General features: G+C 45.8%; 22 protein-coding genes and 2 tRNA genes. 18 read left to right on the top strand and 6 right to left on the bottom strand.

Annotated features, from left to right (window positions below):
* Positions 1 to 9: 9 nt before the first annotated feature.
* Positions 10 to 591, top strand: coding sequence for a hypothetical protein (locus tag WH95_RS07650; protein ID WP_046505184.1), 582 nt, complete (start codon positions 10 to 12; stop codon positions 589 to 591).
* Between the two features lie 136 nt (positions 592 to 727).
* Entirely contained in the window at positions 728 to 814 is an 87-nt protein-coding gene (locus WH95_RS21855; RefSeq protein WP_407060148.1) for a DUF4113 domain-containing protein, read from the top strand.
* Positions 815 to 927: 113 nt separating this feature from the next.
* Here WH95_RS21855 and WH95_RS07660 read toward each other — a convergent pair.
* Positions 928 to 1,003 (bottom strand) — tRNA-Asn (locus WH95_RS07660).
* A gap of 407 nt (positions 1,004 to 1,410) precedes the next feature.
* Positions 1,411 to 1,484: transfer RNA gene (locus tag WH95_RS07665), tRNA-Cys, on the bottom strand.
* Between the two features lie 299 nt (positions 1,485 to 1,783).
* Between WH95_RS07665 and WH95_RS07670 the strand changes: the two genes are divergently transcribed.
* From WH95_RS07670 to WH95_RS20495, 5 genes are all read left to right on the top strand, one after another.
* A complete protein-coding gene (locus WH95_RS07670; protein ID WP_046505190.1) occupies positions 1,784 to 2,455 on the top strand; it encodes a protein-L-isoaspartate O-methyltransferase family protein in 672 nt (223 codons plus the stop codon).
* Positions 2,456 to 2,751: 296 nt separating this feature from the next.
* Positions 2,752 to 4,143 carry a TolC family outer membrane protein gene (locus WH95_RS07675; protein WP_046505192.1) on the top strand — a complete coding sequence of 464 codons (1,392 nt, stop codon included), beginning with the start codon at positions 2,752 to 2,754 and terminating at the stop codon, positions 4,141 to 4,143.
* 105 nt (positions 4,144 to 4,248) lie between these two features.
* Positions 4,249 to 5,016: a DUF2497 domain-containing protein gene (locus tag WH95_RS20490; protein WP_052741862.1), complete on the top strand. Its 768-nt coding sequence runs from the start codon at positions 4,249 to 4,251 to the stop codon at positions 5,014 to 5,016.
* 86 nt (positions 5,017 to 5,102) lie between these two features.
* Positions 5,103 to 7,754 (top strand): valine--tRNA ligase, encoded by a 2,652-nt coding sequence (locus WH95_RS07685; protein ID WP_046505195.1) that lies wholly within the window; start codon positions 5,103 to 5,105, stop codon positions 7,752 to 7,754.
* Positions 7,755 to 7,930: 176 nt separating this feature from the next.
* Complete coding sequence (locus WH95_RS20495; protein WP_082114034.1) at positions 7,931 to 8,554, top strand: TetR/AcrR family transcriptional regulator; 624 nt, start codon at positions 7,931 to 7,933, stop codon at positions 8,552 to 8,554.
* Between the two features lie 82 nt (positions 8,555 to 8,636).
* On the opposite strand, the gene ilvD is transcribed toward WH95_RS20495, so the two are convergent.
* From ilvD to erpA, 4 genes are all read right to left on the bottom strand, one after another.
* On the bottom strand, positions 8,637 to 10,487 hold the full coding sequence (gene ilvD / locus WH95_RS07695) for a dihydroxy-acid dehydratase (RefSeq protein WP_082114035.1): 1,851 nt from the start codon (positions 10,485 to 10,487) through the stop codon (positions 8,637 to 8,639).
* 163 nt (positions 10,488 to 10,650) lie between these two features.
* On the bottom strand, positions 10,651 to 11,259 hold the full coding sequence (locus WH95_RS07700; RefSeq protein WP_157845915.1) for a rhomboid family intramembrane serine protease: 609 nt from the start codon (positions 11,257 to 11,259) through the stop codon (positions 10,651 to 10,653).
* A gap of 151 nt (positions 11,260 to 11,410) precedes the next feature.
* Positions 11,411 to 12,196 carry an exodeoxyribonuclease III gene (xth, locus tag WH95_RS07705; RefSeq protein WP_046505201.1) on the bottom strand — a complete coding sequence of 262 codons (786 nt, stop codon included), beginning with the start codon at positions 12,194 to 12,196 and terminating at the stop codon, positions 11,411 to 11,413.
* 76 nt (positions 12,197 to 12,272) lie between these two features.
* Positions 12,273 to 12,620 carry an iron-sulfur cluster insertion protein ErpA gene (erpA, locus tag WH95_RS07710; protein ID WP_046505204.1) on the bottom strand — a complete coding sequence of 116 codons (348 nt, stop codon included), beginning with the start codon at positions 12,618 to 12,620 and terminating at the stop codon, positions 12,273 to 12,275.
* A 249-nt stretch (positions 12,621 to 12,869) separates the two neighbouring features.
* Here erpA and WH95_RS07715 point away from each other — a divergent pair, with 249 nt between their 5' ends.
* The 11 genes from WH95_RS07715 (at position 12,870) to tatC (ending at position 23,078) form a co-directional block, all read left to right on the top strand.
* The gene (locus tag WH95_RS07715) at positions 12,870 to 14,057 is read left to right on the top strand and encodes a deoxyguanosinetriphosphate triphosphohydrolase (protein WP_046505207.1); all 1,188 of its coding nucleotides are present in this window, start codon (positions 12,870 to 12,872) and stop codon (positions 14,055 to 14,057) included.
* A complete protein-coding gene (argS, locus tag WH95_RS07720; protein ID WP_046505210.1) occupies positions 14,054 to 15,808 on the top strand; it encodes an arginine--tRNA ligase in 1,755 nt (584 codons plus the stop codon). The genes WH95_RS07715 and argS overlap by 4 nt, the downstream gene beginning before the upstream one ends.
* Complete coding sequence (locus WH95_RS07725) at positions 15,808 to 16,881, top strand: SPOR domain-containing protein (RefSeq protein ID WP_046505213.1); 1,074 nt, start codon at positions 15,808 to 15,810, stop codon at positions 16,879 to 16,881. Before argS ends, WH95_RS07725 begins: the two co-directional genes overlap by 1 nt.
* 17 nt (positions 16,882 to 16,898) lie before the next feature.
* Complete coding sequence (gene nagZ / locus WH95_RS07730; RefSeq protein ID WP_046505217.1) at positions 16,899 to 17,915, top strand: beta-N-acetylhexosaminidase; 1,017 nt, start codon at positions 16,899 to 16,901, stop codon at positions 17,913 to 17,915.
* Between the two features lie 57 nt (positions 17,916 to 17,972).
* On the top strand, positions 17,973 to 18,665 hold the full coding sequence (locus tag WH95_RS07735) for a site-2 protease family protein (protein ID WP_046505219.1): 693 nt from the start codon (positions 17,973 to 17,975) through the stop codon (positions 18,663 to 18,665).
* A gap of 17 nt (positions 18,666 to 18,682) precedes the next feature.
* Positions 18,683 to 19,486 (top strand): segregation and condensation protein A, encoded by an 804-nt coding sequence (locus WH95_RS07740; RefSeq protein ID WP_046505222.1) that lies wholly within the window; start codon positions 18,683 to 18,685, stop codon positions 19,484 to 19,486.
* A gap of 46 nt (positions 19,487 to 19,532) precedes the next feature.
* Positions 19,533 to 20,210 (top strand): SMC-Scp complex subunit ScpB, encoded by a 678-nt coding sequence (scpB, locus tag WH95_RS07745; RefSeq protein ID WP_046505226.1) that lies wholly within the window; start codon positions 19,533 to 19,535, stop codon positions 20,208 to 20,210.
* A 134-nt stretch (positions 20,211 to 20,344) separates the two neighbouring features.
* A complete protein-coding gene (locus WH95_RS07750; RefSeq protein ID WP_046505228.1) occupies positions 20,345 to 21,424 on the top strand; it encodes an ABC transporter ATP-binding protein in 1,080 nt (359 codons plus the stop codon).
* 96 nt (positions 21,425 to 21,520) lie between these two features.
* The gene (locus tag WH95_RS07755) at positions 21,521 to 21,730 is read left to right on the top strand and encodes a twin-arginine translocase TatA/TatE family subunit (protein WP_046505231.1); all 210 of its coding nucleotides are present in this window, start codon (positions 21,521 to 21,523) and stop codon (positions 21,728 to 21,730) included.
* Positions 21,731 to 21,803: 73 nt separating this feature from the next.
* Positions 21,804 to 22,265 carry a Sec-independent protein translocase protein TatB gene (gene tatB, locus WH95_RS20500; protein WP_052741864.1) on the top strand — a complete coding sequence of 154 codons (462 nt, stop codon included), beginning with the start codon at positions 21,804 to 21,806 and terminating at the stop codon, positions 22,263 to 22,265.
* 3 nt (positions 22,266 to 22,268) lie between these two features.
* Positions 22,269 to 23,078: a twin-arginine translocase subunit TatC gene (gene tatC, locus WH95_RS07765; protein WP_046505233.1), complete on the top strand. Its 810-nt coding sequence runs from the start codon at positions 22,269 to 22,271 to the stop codon at positions 23,076 to 23,078.
* Positions 23,079 to 23,111: the final 33 nt, after the last annotated feature.

Raw genomic sequence — 23,111 nt, forward strand, 5'->3', positions numbered from 1 at the left:
TTATTCACTATGGGGTGTAAAGGGGCTACGACATCTGCTTTGGTCGGTTCTGGACCAATAACGTTAAGTTCAAGTGCACAAAAGTCTTATGAAAAATATTTAAGATCTAATCCGCAAGCCTTTGCCGTTACAAAAGATGGCTATACCAGCTGGGGTTGGTACTATTGCCGTGACATTCAGTGTCGCGGAACGAAGCTACAGTCGATGCCAAAAGCCATTAAGGTTTGTGAAGAGTATTCAAATGGTAAGCCCTGCAAAATCTATGACGTTGGTGGCAAGATCGTTTGGGAAAAACAGACCAGGCCTGAAAAGGAAATCAAGGTAGATTTATACGATCCAAACAACTTTGAAATTACTTCCGGGCAAAAAACTGCATTCGGCAGGTATCTGGACTTGGTTAGTATCAAGAATGATGATGTTAACCTTGCCTTTGCAATCAGCAAAGACGGTACGACAGCGCGGGCCAGATCTCAGGAAAAGGCCCCATATAATAAATTGAAGTTAACAGTCCTTGAAATTTGTAAGGCGAAGTCTTCTGACAACGAATGTGTGTTGTATGCGATTAATGATACAGTCACTGAGGTGAAGTAGAAGGTACGTTTCATATGATATTTAAGGCCCTTCGGGGCCTTTTTTCATGATCTTGTGTATCCCTAAAAGGAGAGGTTATCGTAAATAGGTTTGATAGTTATGTGGCGAGCATGACCGGAGATTCAGTCGTGATGTTATTCAGTTTTCAGATTGGAAGATGCGTCAGAGGATGGTATCACCAAAATACGCGACAAGACGGGCTGATATGCCGGATGTGTTTTGATCATAACAGGAATTTGTGCCCCGTTTTGTGCCCCGTATTTTAAGAAAAAGCACAGTAATTTCTTAACAAAAAACCCTAAGTCATTGATATTCAACAACTTAGGGTTTTTGTAATGGCTCCGCGAGCAGGACTCGAACCTGCGACAGGGTGATTAACAGTCACCTGCTCTACCAACTGAGCTATCGCGGATTAATGTGTGTGCCGCCTCGTTGGCGACGGGTTGGGTTATAACAGCGGTGTTACATGCTGGCAATAACTTTTATGCATTTTTTTTAATTTTTTTTGTTCCTTTTAAATCAAAGGCTTGTGGCCCTTATGACTCCTCTGGTTTTGTCGTGGGTGGAAAATAGATTCTTAATCTTAATTTCCTGCTTTTGCGAAAAGAGAGAGACTGGGTGAGGGAGGTATTTGTTCTTATTAATGAGAGAGCTGGGGCGAATCATACACGTATTTTTACGCGAAAAGAATCTATCCCACATAGTTACCAGGAAAATTTGTATTTCAATATTGAGGAAAGCAAACGTAAAGCTAATTCAAATTAGCGGACTGGCTTTAGGTTGTTGAAAGGCTTAAGAAATCAGAAGATTGAGAAATTTTGGAGGCCCGGGCCGGAATCGAACCGACGTACAAGGATTTGCAGTCCTCTGCATCACCACTCTGCCACCGGGCCATCCTGACGAATAATCATTCGTTGGCAGTGCCGCAGTGTATAGTAGTGGTTATCGTGAAGGTCAAGAGATCAATCTCGATTCCAGTTTCAATTTATAGCCTTTATATTGTGGTTTTGTTCTTTGGGGCTGATTTTGATCTTAAAAGATGAATAAAATGGGCCTTATTGTTCTTTTGAAGTTTGTTAGAGTCTTTATTAACCAGATAAAAATAATAAAAACCGATACTTTGTCTGGAAAGGTGGGGATCACTTGGTTATTATCCCACAAAATTTTTACTAGATAATCGGCGTTTCTAACGATGAATACCTATGAACAAGCACGCATGAACATGATTAATTGCCAACTGCGTACAAATAAAGTGACGCATGACGGTGTTTTATCGGCGTTTGAAAATGTGGCCCGGGAAGAATACGTGCCGGAATCTTCAAAAGCTATCGCCTATGTAGATGAAGATTTGGCGCTGGAACACGGTCGCTACCTGATGGAACCAATGGTCCTTGCGCGGATGCTTCAGACAATTGACCCTCAGGAAAATAATACTGCATTGGTTGTTGGCGCAGGCACTGGTTATACGGCGTCTGTATTGGCCAAACTTGTTAGTGTTGTTGTGGCAATTGAAGATACAGATGATCTGGTTGATTCAATGAACGATCGCTTTACATCTCATGGTACAGAAAATGCTGTGGCTGTTAAGGCTGATTTGATTGAAGGATATCCGAAGCAAGCTCCTTACGATTTGATCGTTTTTGGTGGTGCTGTTTCTGAAGTGCCCGAGACACTTTTGGAACAACTCGCTGAAAAGGGACGTTTGATTGCTATTGTTCAGGATGCGAATGCCAGAGACAAGCAGACATTGGGACATGCAACATTAATTGAAAAGCACGGTGGTAAATGTTCTGGTCGTGTCGTTTTTGATGCAAATACGCCTTTGCTGCCAGGTTTCGAAGCCAAAGAAGCATTTTCATTTTGATTAATTAGGAGCGGTCTGTCCCAAATAGTGACGACAGGTTGTCTTAGGATAAAACGTTAAATTTTGTGAAGACTGGCGCTGTTCGCGCCAGTTTTTATCTATACAAAAAGTTGTAAATTGCCTGTGACCCGTTTAATAACTTTTTACAGGCTCTTTATTTAATAACTTTTTACAGGCTCTTTAAAAGACACAGATATAAACCACATATACGGTTTCAATTTATTCTATAGGTAACCGCACAATGCGGAACCGTTCTTAACGTTAAATTTGGCATTGGATTAATTTTGGACAACGTAATGATTAAATCTATCGGAAACACAAAAAAAGCGCTTTTAAGTCGATGTGCCATAGTTGGGGTTGCTATTTACACGGGCTTTTCCGGTGGGGTTATGGCTCAAACCTTGAACGAGTCTCTGGTTAAGGCCTATGAAACCAACCCATCTTTGTCCAGTGCGCAAACAGGGCTTAAATCAGTTAACGAAGGTGTCCCGCAGGCGCTATCTGCATGGCGACCAGATGTCCGAATTACTTCTTCTGCCGGAGTTCGTCGAACCGATACAGATACTCCGACAGGGGATTCGACGGATACAACGCATCCTTTGAATGCGACATTGCAAGTGAGCCAGTCCTTTTATCAGGGCGGGCGTACACAGGCGGCGACAGAGCAGGCCGAAAACCTTGTGTTGGCAGAAAGAGCATCCGTTACATCTGTTGAGCAGGATGTTTTGTTGAGAGCTGTAACGGCCTATGCCGATGTATGGCGGGATCAGGCTATTCTGGAGCTTAACATTAACAACGAAAAAGTTCTGGCCAGACAATTCGAAGCAACACGCGACCGCTTTGATGTAGGTGAGTTAACCAGAACCGACGTTGCACAGGCAGAATCCAGATATTCAACTTCGACAGCCCAACGTATTGCATCTGAAGGCACATTGAACTCGTCAAAGGCTGTGTTTGAAGAAGTAATCGGTGAATATCCAGAGGGAACATTGGATCGGCCAGATCCTTTTGCTGTTTTGCCTGCAAATGAAGGTGAGTTGCTTGGCGTTGCGTTAGAAAATAACCCAGCATTGCTCGCTGCAAAATATAATGAACTGGCTTCTCAAAATGAAGTCAGGGAAATAACGGGTGAGTTGTATCCCGACCTGTCGCTGGTGGGACGTGTTAGCCGTTCTGATGAAACGTCCGGTAAGGATGTCGATAGTACGTCCGGTGAAATCCTGGCACAGTTGGTTGTTCCCATTTATCAGCAGGGGCTGGTCAGCAGCCGAGTGCGTCAGGCAAAGCAGACTGCAAATCAACGAAGAATCCAGATTGTTGAGCAAAGGCGCGCGGTTGAACAACAAGGCGTGTCTTCATGGGAAAACCTGGTTAGCTCTCAAGCTCAGATCAAATCCTTTACCTCTTCAGTTAATGCTGCAGAAATAGCCTTGGACGGTGTCCGTCAGGAAGAGGAAGTCGGCGAGAGAACCGTGTTGGACGTGCTTGATGCGGAACAGGAACTACTTGATGCACAGGTTAATCTTGTGCGGGCGCAACGAGATGAAGTTGTTGCGACCTATCAGGTATTGAGCACAATGGGTCAGATGACAGCGCAGTATATTGGCTTGCCCGTTAATGTCTTTGATCCCACAGGTGACTATAATAACGTGAGAGATAAGTGGTTTGGGTTGGGTATTGAAAATTAGACGTGCAAAAGCCCTTCTTTTTCAATAATATCTAACGTATATTACCGAAATTGTATTGGTAACAGGTAATGTTCGCAGTTAAGGAAGTGGTGGGACAGCATTTCAATGAGTGATCAAGAAGCCCAGGGTGAACCATCAATGGAAGAAATTCTGGCGTCAATTCGCCGGATTATTTCCGAAGACGATCCTGAAGGTGATGGAGCTAAAGGTGAGGGTGGCGAAGCCCAGGCGGAAGAGCCTGTTGTCGACGAACCCGAAGCAGAAGATGACGATGTTCTCGAGCTAACCGATGAGGTTGCCGAAGACGAAGAAGTTGTCCCCGAAGAATCTGATGCCCTCGAAGAATCTGATGTCGAGGAGGAAGCTGTTGAAGCCGTTTCCGAAGAGGATTCGATTGAGGATGACTTCCGTTCTTCTATGGAAGAGCCTGAAGAAGATGAACCAGAGGCGAATGAGATCGAAGTTGAAGAGGCTGCTGAAGAAGAAACAGAGCTCGAAGCCATGGATGATGACATCGGTGACATTTCATTTGATGAAGTTGAAGATGAAATAGAAGTTGCTGCTGCGGTTACTGAAGCACCCGAAGATGATGTTGATATCGGGGATGATATCGATCTCGATGCGCCTGATGCTGAAAGTATTCTTCAAGCTGAAACACAGGATTCAACATCTTCCGCGTTATCCGAAATTGCACGTGCTGCTGTTGTCCAGCGTTCTCTTGCTATTGGTACCGGAAAAACGTTGGAAGATATTGTTCGTGAAGCTCTCGTTCCAGAGCTCAAGGCATGGCTTGACGTCCGCTTAGGCCCAATGGTTGAACGGATCGTTCGTGAAGAAATTAAAAAGATGGTGCGCCGGGCCGAAGATTTATAAGGCCCGGACTTTCTTTTTTCTTCCGAAACTGCTAGCAAATGCTAGCATTATTTCACATAGAATATTTAGTTAAGAGGAACCCAGTAATGCTGGACAAAACCTATTGCCCTGAAAAAGTCGAGGCAAAGCATTACGAGCGTTGGGAAAAATCCGGAGCTTTCTCGGCAGATCCTAATTCCCCGTCTGACCCTTATACCATCATGATGCCCCCACCGAACGTCACGGGGAATCTGCATATGGGGCATGCCTTGACCTTTACCTTGCAAGACGTCCTTGTACGGTACAAGCGCATGAAAGGTCACGATGTCCTCTGGCAACCAGGAACTGACCACGCGGGTATTGCGACCCAAATGGTTGTCGAGCGACAGTTGGCTGAAAAAGGGATCTCCAGACATGATCTTGGTCGCGAAAAGTTCCTGAATTCTGTTTGGGAATGGAAAGAACAGTCTGGTGGAGCGATTGTTAAACAGCTTCGTCATTTGGGTGCATCTGCGGATTGGCCGCGTGAACGCTTCACAATGGACGAGGGACTTTCAGAGGCCGTTCGCAAGGTCTTTGTTCAGCTTCACAAAGAAGGTTTGATTTATAAAGACAAGCGTCTTGTTAACTGGGACCCTAAGCTACTGACCGCGATTTCCGACCTTGAAGTGGTCCAAAAGGAAAGCAATGGCAAACTCTGGCATTTCCGTTACCCAATTGAGGGAGAAGAGGGCAAATATATTGTTGTTGCAACAACGCGCCCGGAAACAATGTTGGGCGATACAGGTGTTGCCGTTCATCCTGATGATGATCGTTACAAGGATCTTGTTGGTAAAAACGTAAAACTGCCAATCGTCGGGCGTCTGATCCCGATTGTTGCAGATGAATATGCTGATCCTGAAACAGGGTCAGGGGCTGTTAAAATTACGCCCGCTCACGATTTCAACGACTTTGAAGTTGGACGTCGCTGTAATCTGGAAATGATAAATGTTTTTGATAAATTTGCGCATATTAATGAAAATGCGCCGGATGATTATCAGGGACTGGATCGTTTTGTCGCGCGTAAGAAGATCGTGGCCACGTTCGAAGAGCTTGGGCTTTTGGATAAGATCGAAGACCATTTGAATTCTGTTCCTTATGGTGACAGATCAAATGTTCCAATCGAACCTTGGTTGACAGATCAGTGGTATGTTGATGCCGCGACACTGGCCCAACCAGCTTTGGAAGCTGTTGAAACGGGCAAGACTCAGATTGTTCCTAAACAGTGGGAAAATACCTATTATGATTGGATGCGCAATATCCAGCCATGGTGTGTTTCTCGTCAGTTGTGGTGGGGGCACCAGATCCCGGCATGGTATGGTCCGGATGGCGAAATCTTTGTTGAAGAAACCGAAGAAGAAGCCAAAGCTGCTGCATTAGCGCACTTTGGCAAAGAGGTTGAATTGACCCGGGACCCGGATGTTCTGGATACTTGGTTCTCATCTGCTCTTTGGCCTTTCTCTACTATCGGGTGGCCAGAGACAACCAAGGAACTGGACCGCTATTATCCCGGTGATGTGCTGGTGACCGGATTTGACATCATTTTCTTCTGGGTTGCCAGAATGATGATGATGGGCATGCATTTTATGAAAGAAGTGCCATTCAAAACAGTTTACATCCACGCCCTTGTGCGTGATGAAAACGGTCAGAAAATGTCCAAGTCCAAAGGTAACGTTATCGACCCGCTGGAAGTTATTTCGGAATACAGCTGTGATGCCTTGCGTTTTACGCTGGCGGCAATGGCGGCCCCGGGACGTGATATCAAATTGGCATCTTCACGTGTTGAAGGCTATCGCAACTTTGGAACGAAGCTCTGGAATGCGTCGATCTATAGTCAGATGAACGGTGCTGTTTACGATCCGGGTTTTGATCCGCTGAACTGCAAGGAGCCGATCAACAAATGGATTGTCGGTCGTGTTGCGGCTGCGACTGCTGCGGTTGATAAGGCGTTGGATGACTATCGCTTTAACGATGCGGCCAATGCACTTTATCGTTTCTTCTGGAACGAATACTGTGACTGGTATGTGGAATTCACTAAACCTGTATTGGCTGCTGGGGACGAAGCAACGAATACTGAAACGAAGGCAACAATTGCCTGGGTTCTGGCGCAGACGCTTCATTTGCTACATCCTATCATGCCTTATATTACCGAGGAGCTATGGGAAAACCTTGGTAATGAGGGGGCAACACCACTTATTTCCTCGTCCTGGCCAAAGTTTGATGAACGTCACACTGATGCAGATGTTGAAAAAGAGATGGACTGGGTTATCAAGCTCATCTCTGATATTCGTGCGACACGTGCAGAGCTTAATACGCCGCCAAAACTAAAGGCACCGCTTTTGCTCAAAGATGGTTCAAATGCTGTTAAGGCAAAGGTCGATCAGTACAAAGATGTTGTGAAGTGGCTCGCGGGTCTTTCTTCGGTTGATTTTACAGACGAAGATTTACCACAAGGGGCTATTCAGATTGTTCTTGATGATGCGACTTTTGCTTTGCCGCTAGAGGGTATTATTGATGTCGAACAGGAAACGGCTCGCTTGAATAAAGAGATGGAAAAAACACTCGACGAGATTGCAAAAATTGACAAGCAGCTCTCGAATGAAAATTTTGTTTCCCGGGCGCCTGAACATGTGGTTGCAGAAAAGAAAACCCGTCGGGAAGAGTTTATGTCTGTAAAAACAAAGCTGGATGAAGCGTTGGCGCGGATTGCCAATCTTTAGAAATAGTCTTTGCCATCTTTGATTTATTTATAAAAGCCGCTCTTTCGAGCGGCTTTTTTTGTGTGTTGTTACTCGATAAAAGCGCTGGTTTAAGGGCTGTATACGTTTATCTACGTATATAAAACTGTCTCTGGTCTTTGTATTCTCTAAAAAAGTGATAACCAAAGATTTATGAGATGACTCCAAGCCCTACATTAGTCCGGCGGCGGTTGCCAGCCCAAGAGAGATCAAAGCAGCGTGTTGAGAGAATTCTGCTTGCTGCATCTACTTTGTTGACAACCAACAGTGTGGACAAGTTGACCACACGCCGTATTTCCGAACTTGCCGATGTAAATATAGCCACGCTTTATCAGTTCTTTCCCAACAAGGAAGCCATTATTTTTGCCCTTTATCAAAGGTGGCTGAATGAGATGGATGAAGCTTTTGATCGCATGGAAATGAAGCAGTCTCGCCAAATGGGGTGGCGGAAGCTATTTGGTAGAATATTTGATGCACTTAATCAGGTTCAAACTGATCTGATCGTCCGTGATCGACTCTTGAAAGCCATGGGAATGAATGAAGACCTGAGGCAACTGGATCTTGATCGTAGCACTCTTCTGGCCCGACGTCTGGCCCGGTTAATGGCTAATCAGGGATCGCATCTATCAGAGCAGGAGTTGAAAGATCATGGAACGTTAATTTTTCATTTTGAAAGAGCCTTGGTTACCCCTTTGGCAAACGCTAAAGGAGAAGATCAGGATGTTCTATATAAGAAGGGCAGGGATTTCCTGCTGGAAATGATTTCTCTGGCATTTAGATAAAAAATCTTACCTATGGATATAACAAAGGCCGCAAAGTTAGGGTTCACTTTGCGGCCTTTGTTTGTCGATGACAGGATTTTTATCAGTCGTATTGATCTACGTCTCGGTAGGCACCTTTATCGGCTGATGTAGCAAAGTGAGCGTATGCTCTGAGTGCAGAACTTACTTTGCGCTCGCGAGGTTTTGCAGGTTTCCAGCCATCTTTGCCTTTTGCATCCATGGCTTTGCGCCGCATGTCGAGTTCTTCGTCACTCACCAGAACATTAATTGTCCGGTTCGGGATATCGATTTCAATGGCATCGCCTGCCTCGACAAGGCCGATAGCCCCACCTTGGGCTGCTTCTGGTGAGGCATGACCAATGGACAGGCCGGATGTCCCGCCAGAGAAGCGACCGTCGGTTAACAGGGCGCAAGCCTTCCCAAGTCCCATGGACTTGAGGTAACTGGTCGGATAAAGCATCTCTTGCATGCCCGGTCCACCTTTGGGACCTTCGTAGCGGATAACAACAACATCGCCAGCGACAACTTCACCGCTAAGAACACCGGCAACGGCAGCGTCCTGGGATTCAAAGATACGCGCGCTTCCAGTGAACTTGAGGATAGAATCATCAACCCCGGCCGTTTTGACGACACAGCCATCCAAGGCGATGTTTCCAAAAAGAACGGCAAGGCCGCCTTCCTGACTAAAGGCATGTTCACCGCTGTGGATACAGCCGTTTTCGCGATCATCATCCAGGGATGAATAGTACCGGTCCTGACTGAAAGCTTCTGTTGTGCGTACACCGCCAGGGGCAGCAGAGTAGAATTTCTTCACTTCCGGGTCATCTGTTTTCATGATGTCCCATTTGTCGATTGCATCCCCGATCGTTTTTTCATGGACAGTCGGACGATCACGATGGATCAGACCACAACGGTCCAGCTCTCCCAAAAGTCCCATAATACCACCAGCACGGTGGACATCTTCCATGTGATACTTTGTGGTTGATGGTGCTACTTTGGCAAGCTGAGGTACTTTTCTGGAAAGGGCATCGATATCTGACATGGTAAAATCAACGCCGCCTTCTTTTGCCATGGCAAGGATGTGAAGGATCGTATTTGTTGACCCCCCCATGGCAATGTCGAGTACCATGGCGTTTTGATAGGTTTCAAAGTTAGCTATACCGCGTGGGGTTGCACTTTCGTCGCCTTCTTCATAATAGCGTCTGGTTAATTCAACGATACGACGTCCTGCTTCCCTGAACAGTTCACCGCGTTTTTTGTGTGTCGCAAGCAATGATCCGTTACCCGGTAATGACAGCCCCATGGCTTCACTCAGGCAGTTCATGGAATTTGCCGTAAACATTCCAGAGCAGGAACCACAGGTTGGGCAAGCGGAACGTTCGATGGCCGCAACATCTTCGTCGCTGACATTTGGATCGGCAGCATCAACCATGGCATCAACAAGATCGAGTTTACGCTCGTTACCGTCCAAGATGATTTTACCTGCTTCCATAGGGCCGCCGGAAATAAAGATCGCCGGAATATTCAGACGCATTGCAGCCATGAGCATACCGGGGGTGATTTTATCGCAGTTAGAAATACAGACAACTGCATCGGCACAGTGCGCGTTACACATGTATTCAACAGCATCAGCAATGACTTCGCGGGATGGCAGACTGTAAAGCATACCGTCGTGTCCCATGGCGATACCGTCATCGACAGCAATGGTGTTGAACTCTTTTGCTACACCGCCTGATTTTTCGATTTCGTCGGCAACAAGACCGCCAAGATCTTTCAGGTGAACATGACCGGGAACAAACTGTGTGAATGAGTTAGCAATGGCGATGATTGGTTTTCCAAAATCATCATCTTTCATACCAGTCGCGCGCCACAGTCCGCGGGCACCTGCCATGTTTCTGCCGTGGGTGGAGGTTCTTGAACGATACTCAGGCACAGTAATAATCCTAACGTTACGTCGTGTCTTTAATTAAGCTTCTTGTAAGATAATTAGGTAATCCAGCCCCTCGCGTCCATGGTTATTTCGCAAAAGAATAAAAAAGTTACCAAATCTGAGGAAAAATTGAGGGATGGGAAGGTGGTGGGGCTTTGTTTTTCGCTTATCGCCGATAATATCTTGATCTATTCCGTATCTTAATGCCCCGAGGGAGCTCGTCGGGACAAAGAAGGGGCAAAGTCTTGTGTCTGAAAAACGGAAATAAAGCCATACCGCCAAAAAAGCCAATAATATGTGCCCACCAGGCCACACCAGACTGGCCGGGAACAAGGGCTGAAAAAATTTGAAATCCGATCCAGAAAATCAGCAGAAGATAGGCGCGTACAAAGACAGGTATCATAAATATTGGAATGAGGACTTTTGCTTTGGGGTATTGCAGTAAGTAAGCCCCTAGAATACCAGAAACTGCACCACTTGCGCCGACAATAGGTGTTTGAGAATCCCCGGTAATAATTGTTTGCCCAATACCAGCGATAATTCCACAGCATATAAAAAAGGCAAAGAAGCGTCTGTGACCCATGGCGTCTTCGACATTGTCACCAAAAACCCAGAGATAAACCATGTTCCCCACAAGATGCATGAAGCCGCCGTGCAGAAAATTATAAGTCACAAGTGTGAATATGGGGGCGATCCAGTCTATGGATGGGGGGCGTTTAGCGTTTCCGAGTAATACATCAGGGATGAGGCCCAGAGCATATATCATCCGTGCCATAAAGAGTTCTGGTGATATAGCCTGAATTAGATAAACAAAACAACAGCAGATAATGGCAGCTATAGTTACCCATGGCCGATCGATAAGAAGTCTGGGAAGGTTATCGAAAAGGGGAAAGAACATCGCGTTTATCTGTGTTGTTTACCCAGCATCAGACCGATAGCTCACAAATCACAGGGGTATGGTCTGAGGGGGATTCTTTGCCGCGGGGGTCTTTATCAATATGACAACTTGATAGAATATCTGCTGCCTGTGGGGATAACATCATTAGATCAATGCGGATACCGTTGTTGTGAGCAAAAGCGCTCCGTTGATAATCCCAATAGCTATAAACATGTGCTTCTTTATTCAAAGCTCGCCATGCTTCTATGTAGCCCAGGTTTTCCATTACCCGGAAGCGATCTCTTGAACTTGGGTGGGTGTGTGCACTGCCTTCAAAGCGTTTTGGTGAAAAGACATCGTCATCTGTCGGGATCAGATTGAAGTCACCGGCAAGGACAATGGGTTGTTCCGTCTTTAACAGCTTTTGCGCGTGGGCATTCAGGCGATCCATCCATTTCAGTTTGTAGGGAAACTTGATTTCGTCTGTAAGATTGCTGTTATTGTTGCCATTGGGCAGATAGATAGAGGCAACCCTTATGCCAAAAGTTGTGCCTTCGACATATCGGGCGTGATCATCTTCCAAATCGCCGGGAAGTTCTCTGATAACATCAGTAATAGGTTCCTTGGATATCAGTGCGACACCGTTATAGCTTTTTTGCCCAACAACTTCGACATGATACCCAAGCTCTTCAAATTCCATGTAAGGGAATTTTTCTGTCACTGTTTTTAGTTCTTGCAGCAAGAGGACATCAGGGGAAGCAACTTTTATCCAATCAAGAACATTTGGAAGTCGTTTGTTAATAGAATTCACATTCCAAGTCGCGATCTTGACCATTGGATAAGGCTCACACTAGATATTTAAAGATAAGAAAGTGGGCGCAATGCTGGGGCAATTTTTATGCGCACCACTTTTAAATGGCAAAAGAAGTTCCACAACCGCAAGAGGCGGTCGCATTGGGGTTCGTGATACGAAAAGATGCGCCCATCAGATCTTCGACAAAGTCGATCTCGGAACCATTTAGAAGATCAAGGGACATTTCGTCGATCACGGCTTTGGTGCCGTCTTTTTGAAATGTTTTGTCATCCTCGTTAACAGAACTGTCAAAAGAGAAACCGTATTGGAAACCGGAACAACCGCCGCCAGAGACCGTTATTCTTAACATCAAGTCTGGCTTGCCTTCTTGTTCTGCTAACCATGCCACTCGCTTTGCAGCGCTGCTTGATAAGGAGATAAAAGGATCTTGATTGTCTGTTGTCATATTCTACTCATAACCTATAAACCTCATGTACCAAATTTTTGTACGTAAGGTTTGTTGTTAATCTGACTCTATAGATAGGTTATCCGGTCTGTGAAATCTATTCATTTTTTTAATTGAAGCGCAGAGATTTCCTTTTAAAAGACGCAGCTTTTTTTATAACCAAGCAATTTTGTATAGAATTTTTCCTTTGCCGGGATCTAAATGGTTCAAATTACTTTACTAAGTCTCTTTGCAAGTTAGTCTTTCTCTATGACGCAAAACGATTCGAAAAAATTATATGCATCTTATCCTGAAAGCAGTAGGGGCCGCTTGCTGAAAGAACCTGAGAGCAAGACGAGAACCTGTTTTCAGAGAGATCGTGATCGTATTATCCACTCTGTGGCGTTTCGGAGGCTGCAATATAAAACCCAGGTTTTTGTCTATCACGAAGGTGATCATTTTCGAACTCGTTTGACGCATTCGCTGGAAGTTGCACAGATTGCGCGGTCTTTAAGCCGAACGCTTGGTATAAATGAAGATCTGGCAGAAGGTGTTGCACTTGCCCATGATCTCGGGCACACGCCTTTTGGGCATGCGGGCGAAGATGCCATGCATGATGTCATGGAACCTTTTGGCGGGTTTGATCACAATGAACAGACTTTTCGCATTGTGACGCAGTTGGAACGGCGCTATGCGGATTTCAATGGATTAAATCTGACGTGGGAAACTCTAGAAGGTCTGGCAAAGCACAATGGTCCTGTTGAAGGACCAAACAGTCGGGAAGAATATGTACCGGAATCCATGACAAAATATTGCAAAAATGCCCGGGATCTGGAACTAACATCCTTTGCAAGTCTTGAGGCACAGGTTGCGGCGATTGCAGATGATATCGCCTATAACAATCACGATATCGACGATGGGATCCGGGCCGGACTTTTTACTGTTGATGATCTTTTGCCCATTCCGGTGGTCGGTGATATATTCCGCGAAGTTTTGAAGAAATACCCTAATCTGGAAACGGAAAGTCTTGTTCACGAAGCGGTACGGCGTCTGGTTGATTATATGATCAGCGATGTTTTACACGAAACGCGGACAAGGTTAGAGACGGCAAACCCAAAGACAGTTTTTGATATTCGTTGTCAAAACAGGGCAATGGTTGCCTTTTCAGATCAGTTTCGTGTAGCGGAAAAGCAATTACGCGCATTTCTATTTGAACGCATGTATCGCCATGAAAAGGTCAAAGAAATGCGCAAACGTGTAAAGCAGGTTGTGAGAAACCTCTTTTCGCATTATTCAGAGCACCCAGAAGAGCTTCCTGACTATTGGCGTCTTGAGGCTGGTACTAAACTAACAAAGCGTAGCGCACGATTGATTGCAGACTATATCGCTGGTATGACCGACCGATACGCTTTTGAACAACATAGACAGATTTTTAATCTGGATTTTGAGATAAAATGAACGTTTTCAAAGACCTAAGAAGTAAAGTTGTTGCGCAACTAGAAGATATGGTTGCTGCCGGGGAAATTCCTGCCGGTCTCGATTTCAGTCGTGTTGCTGCTGAACCGCCTCGAGATTCTTCGCATGGGGATGTTGCGACCAATGCTGCCATGGTTCTTTCCAAGGTGGCTGGTATGAAGCCGCGTGATCTAGCGAGTCTTTTGGCAACACGTCTCGAAAATCTGGATGTTATCACATCGGTTGAGATTGCCGGACCAGGCTTTATTAATCTGCGTCTTGATCAAAAATTCTGGTTTGATCAAGTTGGAACGATCCTTAAAGCAGGAACATCATATGGTGATTCTGATATGGGGCGGGGTGAAAAAGTCAATGTTGAATACGTTTCAGCAAATCCGACTGGCCCTTTAACCGTAGGGCATGCGCGTGGCGCTGTTGTTGGGGATGCCCTCGCAGCTTTGTTATCCAAGGTCGGCTATGATGTGTGTAAAGAATACTACATCAACGATGCTGGCAATCAGGTCAATGTTCTGGCGAACTCTGCTTATCTAAGATATCGCGAGGCGCTCGGCGAGGATATCGGGGAAATTCCCGAAGGTTTTTACCCTGGTGAGTACTTGAAAGCTGTTGGTAAAGCGCTGGCTGATCGTGATGGTGATAAGTGGCTGGGCAAGGAAGAAGCCGACTGGATTTCTGAAGTACGGACATTTGCGATTGATCAACTACTTGATCTTATTCGCAGCGATCTTGCCGCGCTGGGTGTTGTGATGGATGTCTATTCGTCCGAACGCGCTTTGGTCGAAGCTGGTGGTGTTGACGAAGTCATGAAGTTTTTGAAAGCCAACGATCTTGTTTACACTGGAGTGTTGGAACCACCTAAGGGCAAAAAGCCTGAGGACTGGGAAGCGCGTCCCCAGACACTTTTCAAATCAACCGACTTTGGCGATGACGTTGATCGACCCATCAAAAAGTCTGATGGTAGCTGGACTTATTTTGCCGGGGATATGTCTTATCATCTGGATAAATATCGCCGTGGCTTTAACAACATGATTAACGTTTGGGGCGCAGATCATGGTGGTTATATCAAACGGATGCAAGCCGCGGTTAGCGCGATGACCGAGAAGAAAGGCAGCCTTGATGTCAAGGTTTGCCAGCTGGTTAATCTTATGCGCGGCGGTGAAATGGTTCGTATGTCAAAGCGGTCCGGGAACTTTATCACCCTCAGGTCCGTTATTGATGAAGTCGGCAAGGATGTTGTTCGCTTTATCATGCTGACCCGTAAAAATGATGCCTCGCTTGATTTTGACCTTGAGAAGGTTGTTGAGCAAAGCCGCGATAATCCTGTTTTTTACGTGCAGTATGCGCATGCTCGTTCCTGTTCCGTGTTGAAACACTCGCAGAACGAATTCCCTGATATGGATCTGTCGATTGATGCACTGGAAAAAGTTGATCTGTCTCAGCTAAACAGTGAAGGCGAGTTAAGTCTGATCCGCCGCCTTTGTGAATGGCCGCGCCTTCTGGAGAGTGCTGGTGAAGCACATGAGCCTCATCGGATTGCTTTTTATCTCTATGATCTGGCTGCAGAACTTCATGGTCTTTGGACAAAAGGGAAAGACAATGCCCGGTTACGTTTCATTGTGACAGATGATCAGGATTTGACACAGGCACGCATGGCGCTGGTCAAGGCAACGTCGCTCGTGATCGCTTCCGGATTGGATGTCTTTGGTATTGAACCTGTTGAGGAGATGCGCTGATGTCGTCAAACTCTTCTGATAATGATCTGAAAGATTTTGAGAAAGTTCGCCAAAACGAGAGTATGCGCATAACAGCTGATCGTGATGCGCAGGATATTCATGACGATTTTTCAAATGAAGAATATTGGGAAGACGATCTGGACTTTGATGATGATCCTGGTGCGGGGCTGTTTAAAAAACTGGTTCCTATTGGCCTCGGCCTGATTGCGGTTGCTGTCGTCGGTGGCGGTATTCTGATCATGCTTGGTGATAACAAGCCAAGTAATAATATCCCCGATGCGATCCCTCTTATCGAAGCCGAAACCACGCCCGAGAAGACCAAACCGGAATCGCCGGGGGGAATGGTTATCCCGCATCAGGACAAACTTGTTCTTAACAACGATTCCAGTGCAAGCGGTAACATTCAGGTTGAAAAGCTGCTGCCACCACCGGAAGTCCCTCAGCCGCCCAAAGCTCACGAGCCAGAAGCTAATAGCACCGCTGAAACGCTCACTCAGTCCTCAACCAGTGAGCCTCAGGCACAGATTACTGCCACCGAAGAGGCTACAGAGTCTGTTAGAAAAGAAGTTGAAGCAGCCAAGATCGAAGAACAGCCTTTGGCGAATACGGGTGAGGAGAGTTCTATTCCAAAGGCGCCTGAGTTAAAAACACCTGAAGTCGAATCTGTTTTAGCGCCAAAGCCAGAGGCTGGGGTGGCTAAAAAAGTGGAAACACCAAAGGTACCAGAGCCTGCTGTGTCCGAGCCAGCAGCGACGACGACTGCTAAAAAAGCTGAACCGAAAGAAGCTGCGCCAGCCGCAGTTGCGCAAAAACCTGTATCAGGTCAGTACGTCTTGCAATTGGCCTCCTTGAAGTCCAAAGACGGTGCAATGACTGAATGGAACAACATGCAGCGTAAGCTGAGTGATCTTTTGGGGAGTAAGCAGCCGATTATTGAGAAGGCATCTATTTCAGGCGTTGGTGTTCGTTATCGCCTGCAAACCGGACCTTTTGATAACAAACAGGCTGCGAGCGACTTTTGTACAAAGTTGAAAGCAGCTAAACGAGATTGTTTGGTCAAGAAGGTTAAATAAAGTTCAGGAGTGAGAACGTGGGGTTGAATTCAGTTATCTTTGGCTGTGAAGGCCATAGCTTAACAGGCTGGGAAAAAGGTTTTTTTTCCGAGGTTAAGCCCTATGGCTATATTCTCTTTGCCCGAAACTGTGACAACCCCGATCAAATAAGAAACCTTGTTTCTGAGCTAAAATCGCTTTCTGGTAATGATGATCTGCCTGTTCTGATTGATCAGGAAGGCGGGCGTGTTGCCCGTTTGCGCCCACCACATTGGCGCAAGACGCCACCTGCAGCTATCTTTGGGCAGATATTTGATCAAGACCGGGAGAAAGCGCTTCGCGCGACTTATCTCAATGTCTGTTTGATTGCTTATGAACTCAATGAGCTTGGCATAACCGCTGACTGTGCACCTGTTTTGGATCTGACAATACCGGGCGCACACGAAATCGTCGGGGATCGGTCCTACGGGGCGACACCAGAAAAGGTCTCGACCATAGGCGCAAAGGTTATTGAGGGCTTCCTTCACTGCGGGATAATGCCTGTCATCAAACACTTGCCCGGACATGGTCGTGCGACGGTTGACAGCCATAAGGAGCTGCCAAGGGTTGATACGCAGCGGGACGAGCTTTCAAGTCATGATATCAAGGCTTTTAAGCTGTTGAATTCAGCGCCTTGGGGGATGACGGCTCATGTTATTTACGAAGAGATAGATCCCAATCATATTGCGACGGTTTCGCCAACAGTGATCCAGCAAGTGATTCGTGATGAAATCGGCTTTGGTGGCATTTTATTGTCTGATGATCTGTCGATGAAGGCTATGGCAGGTACTTATGAAGAGCGAGCAAAGGCTGCGCTAACTGCTGGCTGTGACCTCGCTCTGCATTGTAACGGAGATCAGCAGGAAATGATGTCTGTTGCCAAGGGGCTACAGCAAATTGACACCGCTAAGGAAGGGCGTTTGGATTTGGCTTGGAAACTGCGCCAAAATAACGATATTGAGTGGAATGATACACTTGATGAACTTACAGAAATAATCTCCCCTTACTGGTCGTAAATCATTGGCTCTGAATTTCAGGGTTATCCATTTCTAAAACACAGGTATTTTCTTTTCATGGATATTAACGAGTTTCTTTTAGGTGCATCAGTTTGGGTGTTGCCTGTTCTGTTGGCGGTTACTCTCCATGAAGCTGCACATGCCTATGCCGCACGTCTTCTTGGGGATGATACGGCATCAAAGCTCGGCAGAGTAAGCCTGAACCCGGCGAAGCATATTGATCCGTTTGGTACAATATTGCTCCCGAGTATGCTGATATTTATTGGCTCTCCTTTTATCTTGGGGTGGGCGAAGCCTGTGCCTGTTGTTTTTGGACGCTTAAACAACCCAAAAAGGGATATGATTTTTGTGGCCTTGGCTGGGCCTGCATCAAATATTTTGATTGCCTTGATTGCGGCATTTGGCTTTGCCGTTTTCGGATTGGTGCCTGATGTTGCTGCGGATTGGGTTGGGCAAAATCTTGAAAATGCAATCAAAATTAACTTAATGTTGGCTGTTTTTAATATGCTGCCGATACCGCCGCTCGATGGCGGTCGTGTCTTAACCGGGCTTTTGCCAACATCATTGGCTATTCCGTTTTCCCGCTTGGAAAAGTACGGCATGATTATTCTGATTGGCTTGATTTTTGTTCTCCCGATGATTGGCCGTCAAATTGGCATGGACCTGAATTTAATCAGCTATGTGATAATTGAATCTATTCATGCTATGCTTCCTTTTTTTCAGGCTATTGCAAATCTAAACATTATTTAGCTGCTTAAAGGAAATCAGTGTCAGAAACACTTCCCTTTGAAGAAGATGACAGGTCAGAACAGTCGGAAGGGCTAAAGGCCCTTCATCCGCTTGTTCTGGAGTTGGATGGCTTTGAGGGACCTATTGATATTCTGCTGCAGTTGGCGCGGGATCAAAAGGTTGATTTGACACAGATATCCATTCTTGAGCTTGCTAATCAGTACATAAATTTTATTCAGCAGGCTCATGAACTAAGGCTGGAGCTTGCCGCAGATTATTTGGTGATGGCGGCTTGGCTTGCCTATCTGAAATCGAGATTGCTTCTGCCAGAACCAGAAGGTGAAGAAGAACCCAGCGGGGCTGAACTGGCGGCGGCCCTCAAATTCCAATTGCAGCGATTGCAGGCAATGCAGGATGCTGGCAAAACCTTGATGTCACGACCGCAGCTTGGCATTGATTTCTTCGCGCGCGGCTTGCCGGAAAATACCGGGGTCATTCATAAAACAAGCTATGACGTCTCGCTCTTTGATCTTTTGAAGTCCTATGCAAACAGCCAGATGCGGACTGAAGAAAAAAGTCTTCTTATCGAGCACATGGAGCTTCATTCTGTGGATGAGGCGATCAAGCGATTGTCTGCTTTTCTGGGCACTATTCCCGATTGGCAGAATCTTAGTCGTTTTTTGCCAGTTAAAGTGGAGCAGGGCATTCTTGCGCGATCTGCGGTTGTTTCTTTGTTTGCGGCCAGTCTGGAAATGTGCCGAGAGGGACAAATTGATCTGAGGCAGGATGAAATCTATGGCCCGATCTATATCAAAGACGGCACGATAACAAGACGCGGTTAGTTGCCGTTAACTGAAATTAATTTTGTTTGGTAGGAAAGGGGGGTATATGGAAACGCGCTTTGATGACCTTCGGCTTTTGGAGGCGTTACTCTTTGCATCTACGGAACCGGTATCTGTTGAACAACTTTCTAGGCACTTCCAAAAAGACAGAGATCTGAAGCCCCTTTTGGAAGAATTAAAATCCTATTATGAAAATCGCGGCGTTAATCTGATTAAGGTTGAAGACAGATGGGCTTTTCGCACGGCACCTGATATGGCGCCTTTGCTTCGGGTTGAGCAGAGCCAGTCCAAACAATTGACACGGGCGGGCGTCGAAACACTGGCAATCATTGCCTATCATCAACCGGTGACAAGAGCAGAAATTGAAGAAATCCGGGGGGTCAGTTTATCCAAGGGAACATTGGATACGCTTTTGGAAATTGGATGGGTCAAACCAAAGGGGCGACGACGTACGCCCGGACGGCCGGTTACCTGGGCGACCAGTCAGGCTTTTCTGGATAACTTTGCTTTGGAAAGTCTGGATGATCTACCCGGTTTCGATGAATTGAAAGTTGCCGGGCTTCTTGATGCAAGACCTGCGATTACTGCCCTTGGTGATCATGGTGACCTTTTGTCTGTATCGGGCGATGGCGTCGATCTGGAAAAAGGTGATGATCACTTGAGCAATGAGTTTGGTGAAGATTTGGCGGATGAAGAAAGCGAACAATCTTCACTTCCTGTTTAAAAATTACCTGTAAAAGAAAGAAATCAATCAACTTGCTGCGACATTTTGGATTAAGGTGTCAGTTGATATTGATTTTTAACTGCAGTTCTGCGAGGTTGCTGCAAAGATTGTATATGAATTTAGACGGTTACTAAATGTCGGCCCTCTGTTTAGAGAATGTAAGCCATAACTTTGGCGCCCTGTCAGCTGTGAACAATGTTAATCTGTCGATTGATGCTGGTGAGTTCGTATGCCTGTTGGGGCCATCCGGATGTGGTAAAACCACTATCCTTCGTTTGGCTGCGGGGCTGGAAAGATTACAATCTGGGAAGATCACAATGGATGAAGCCATTGTTGCCAATGATAAGGCTGATTTACCGCCTGAAAAAAGAAGTGTTGGTCTGGTTTTTCAGGATTACGCTCTTTTCCCCCATTTGGATGTTTCGAAAAATATTGAATTTGGATTGAAACATCTCTCGGCCCCCGAAAGAAAAGAACGGGTGCGAGAAACCTTGGCTCAGGTTGGTATGGCCGATTATCTCCATTCTTATCCGCACACCCTGTCAGGTGGGCAGCAACAGCGGGTTGCTCTGGCCCGGGCAATCGCTCCACGTCCGAAGCTGGTTTTGTTGGATGAACCTTTTTCTGGCCTTGATGTCAGGCTTAGAAATCAGGTTCGAGAGGAAACGCTCAGGGTGCTTAAGGAAAATAACATTGCCACCTTGATGGTGACTCATGACCCGGAAGAAGCGATGTTTATGGGGGATCGTGTCGCCATAATGAACAAGGGGCAGATTGTTCAATTTGCACCGCCTAATGAACTCTACACGAACCCGGCAAATGCTTTCGTTGCACATTTTTTTGGTGAAGTGAACGAATTTAAAGGCGTTTGTAATGACGGACATGTCGTCACGCCCTTTGGTGCGCTTGAAGTGCCAAATATGAGCCACGGCACTGTCGTAGATGTATTGGTGCGACATGAAGGGATTGTTATTGGCGAAAAAGTCAATGGAACAGGGGTTGAAGCCAGTGTTCTTAAATCACGAATGCTTGGGAAGTCAAACCTTGTAGATTTTAAAATTTCCAATAGCTTATCCAATGATCTTTATGTAAAAGCTCGGCTTGATAACCACGCTGTTCCACTTGCCGGTAATGACTGTGTTCTCGAATTGGATAAACGCCTGACCTTTGTCTTTTCATCACAACAATCGAAACAAAATACAGCTGACGACTAAAACACTCTGTCTCATGGCGTATGAATCGTTGCTTGCGCCTTTTCTTTTTGCCATAGTCCCTACAGATTAAAGGTAATTGTCTCTAAGGAGAGAGTAATGGGTGCGTTCAGCATTTGGCATTGGCTGATTGTTTTAGTTGTTGTTTTGGTTCTCTTTGGTGGGGGCGGAAAGCTCAGCAAACTTATGGGCGATGCTGGTTCAGGCATTAAAGCCTTTAAAAAAGGCCTCAAAGAAGAAAATAAAGATACAGCTGCTTCTGATCAGGAAGAAAGCAAAACAATCTCTGAAGACAAAGACAAAGCATAAGTCAGTCTTCTCAGACTGTTTTGTTAGGTCCATGTGTGTTCAGGGATCCGTAATTCCTAGGGAGCAGTAACCAATGTTCGACATCGGTTGGTCGGAAATGATGGTCGTTGCAGTTCTTACCCTTTTGATAATGGGGCCAAAAGAGCTGCCGAATACCCTTCGCAACGTTTCTAAATGGGTACGTAAGGCAAAGGGGCTTGCCCGGGAATTTCAATCCGGTGTCGATGAGGTTATTCGCGAGTCTGATCTTCAGGATGCAAGAAAAGCGCTGGAAGGGGCCAATAGCGAATCAATCCGCAAAACGGTTGAGGATGTTATTGATCCAACACAGGCGCTAACCAAAACAACACAGGAAGTCAAAGACGGTGTTGAAGCAATAACGAAGGAAGACAAAGAAGATCACAATCCCTTTGCTTCTGTTCAAAAGCCACTTGCAGACACACCATCGGCGACAACTGAGTCTGTGAAAACTTCAGAAACAGTGAAACCTGAGGCAGTTCAGGTAGATAATACAACTTCTTCAAAAAGCAGCTAAGCAGTGAGTGATACAACCGAAGAACAGAAGATGCCGTTACTTGAGCATCTGATTGAACTTAGAAGGCGATTGTTGTGGAGTGTTGTCACTTTGCTGGTCGCTTTTTTGGCCTGTTTTGCTTTTGCTGAACAGCTTTTTGAATACCTTGCGGCACCTTTGGCCGAAGTTATGCGGGAAAATTCGGTTAGTGAAAGTCATCAAAGGCTGATTTTTACGGACCTTACTGAAGTCTTTTTTACTTACGTAAAAGTTGCATTCTTCTTTGGTGCTTTTATCAGTTGCCCTATTTTCCTGTCTCAAATCTGGTTGTTTGTTGCGCCGGGTCTATACAAGAATGAAAAATCAGCCTTTGCGCCGTTTCTGATTGCATCACCTATTCTATTTTTTGTTGGTGGGGCCTTGGTTTATTTTGTGATCTTCCCACTCGCGGCAGAGTTTTTTCTCGCGTTTCAGGTCGAAGGTTCCGAAAGTTCAATTGCGATTGAATTGGAAGCCAAGGTTAATGAATACTTCTCGCTAATGATGAAGTTGATTTTTGCCTTTGGTCTTTGTTTTCAGTTACCTGTTTTGATGACACTGTTGGCAAAAGTTGGTATTGCATCGTCCAAGGGAATGGCTGAAAAGCGTAAATATGCAATTGTTGGCGTCTTTATTGTTGCCGCTATCTTTACGCCGCCTGATCCTCTGAGCCAATTGGCGTTGGCTATTCCGATTGTACTTTTGTACGAAGTCTCGATCCTGATGGCAAAAATGGTGGAACGCAAACGCGCCGAGGAAGAAGATGCTGAGTCGACGGACGTTACATCTGATTAAGATAAGTTCGTAGACTGAAACCGAAACCTTTTA

The organism is Kiloniella litopenaei, from assembly GCF_000982415.1.
Classification (GTDB): Bacteria; Pseudomonadota; Alphaproteobacteria; order Kiloniellales; family Kiloniellaceae; genus Kiloniella; species Kiloniella litopenaei.

Excerpts from the sequence above, each read along its gene's own strand:
- WH95_RS07725 (WP_046505213.1), top strand. The coding sequence starts at position 15,808 with ATGTCGTCAAACTCTTCTGATAATGATCTGAAAGATTTTGAGAAAGTT.
- WH95_RS07675 (WP_046505192.1), top strand. The coding sequence starts at position 2,752 with ATGATTAAATCTATCGGAAACACAAAAAAAGCGCTTTTAAGTCGATGT.
- xth (WP_046505201.1), bottom strand. The coding sequence starts at position 12,196 with ATGGTCAAGATCGCGACTTGGAATGTGAATTCTATTAACAAACGACTT.
- erpA (WP_046505204.1), bottom strand. The coding sequence starts at position 12,620 with ATGACAACAGACAATCAAGATCCTTTTATCTCCTTATCAAGCAGCGCT.
- tatB (WP_052741864.1), top strand. The coding sequence starts at position 21,804 with ATGTTCGACATCGGTTGGTCGGAAATGATGGTCGTTGCAGTTCTTACC.
- WH95_RS20495 (WP_082114034.1), top strand. The coding sequence starts at position 7,931 with ATGACTCCAAGCCCTACATTAGTCCGGCGGCGGTTGCCAGCCCAAGAG.
- WH95_RS07735 (WP_046505219.1), top strand. The coding sequence starts at position 17,973 with ATGGATATTAACGAGTTTCTTTTAGGTGCATCAGTTTGGGTGTTGCCT.
- WH95_RS07685 (WP_046505195.1), top strand. The coding sequence starts at position 5,103 with ATGCTGGACAAAACCTATTGCCCTGAAAAAGTCGAGGCAAAGCATTAC.
- WH95_RS07715 (WP_046505207.1), top strand. The coding sequence starts at position 12,870 with ATGACGCAAAACGATTCGAAAAAATTATATGCATCTTATCCTGAAAGC.
- WH95_RS07700 (WP_157845915.1), bottom strand. The coding sequence starts at position 11,259 with ATGGCACGGATGATATATGCTCTGGGCCTCATCCCTGATGTATTACTC.
- scpB (WP_046505226.1), top strand. The coding sequence starts at position 19,533 with ATGGAAACGCGCTTTGATGACCTTCGGCTTTTGGAGGCGTTACTCTTT.
- argS (WP_046505210.1), top strand. The coding sequence starts at position 14,054 with ATGAACGTTTTCAAAGACCTAAGAAGTAAAGTTGTTGCGCAACTAGAA.
- WH95_RS07755 (WP_046505231.1), top strand. The coding sequence starts at position 21,521 with ATGGGTGCGTTCAGCATTTGGCATTGGCTGATTGTTTTAGTTGTTGTT.
- WH95_RS07650 (WP_046505184.1), top strand. The coding sequence starts at position 10 with ATGGGGTGTAAAGGGGCTACGACATCTGCTTTGGTCGGTTCTGGACCA.
- WH95_RS07750 (WP_046505228.1), top strand. The coding sequence starts at position 20,345 with ATGTCGGCCCTCTGTTTAGAGAATGTAAGCCATAACTTTGGCGCCCTG.
- WH95_RS20490 (WP_052741862.1), top strand. The coding sequence starts at position 4,249 with ATGAGTGATCAAGAAGCCCAGGGTGAACCATCAATGGAAGAAATTCTG.
- WH95_RS07670 (WP_046505190.1), top strand. The coding sequence starts at position 1,784 with ATGAATACCTATGAACAAGCACGCATGAACATGATTAATTGCCAACTG.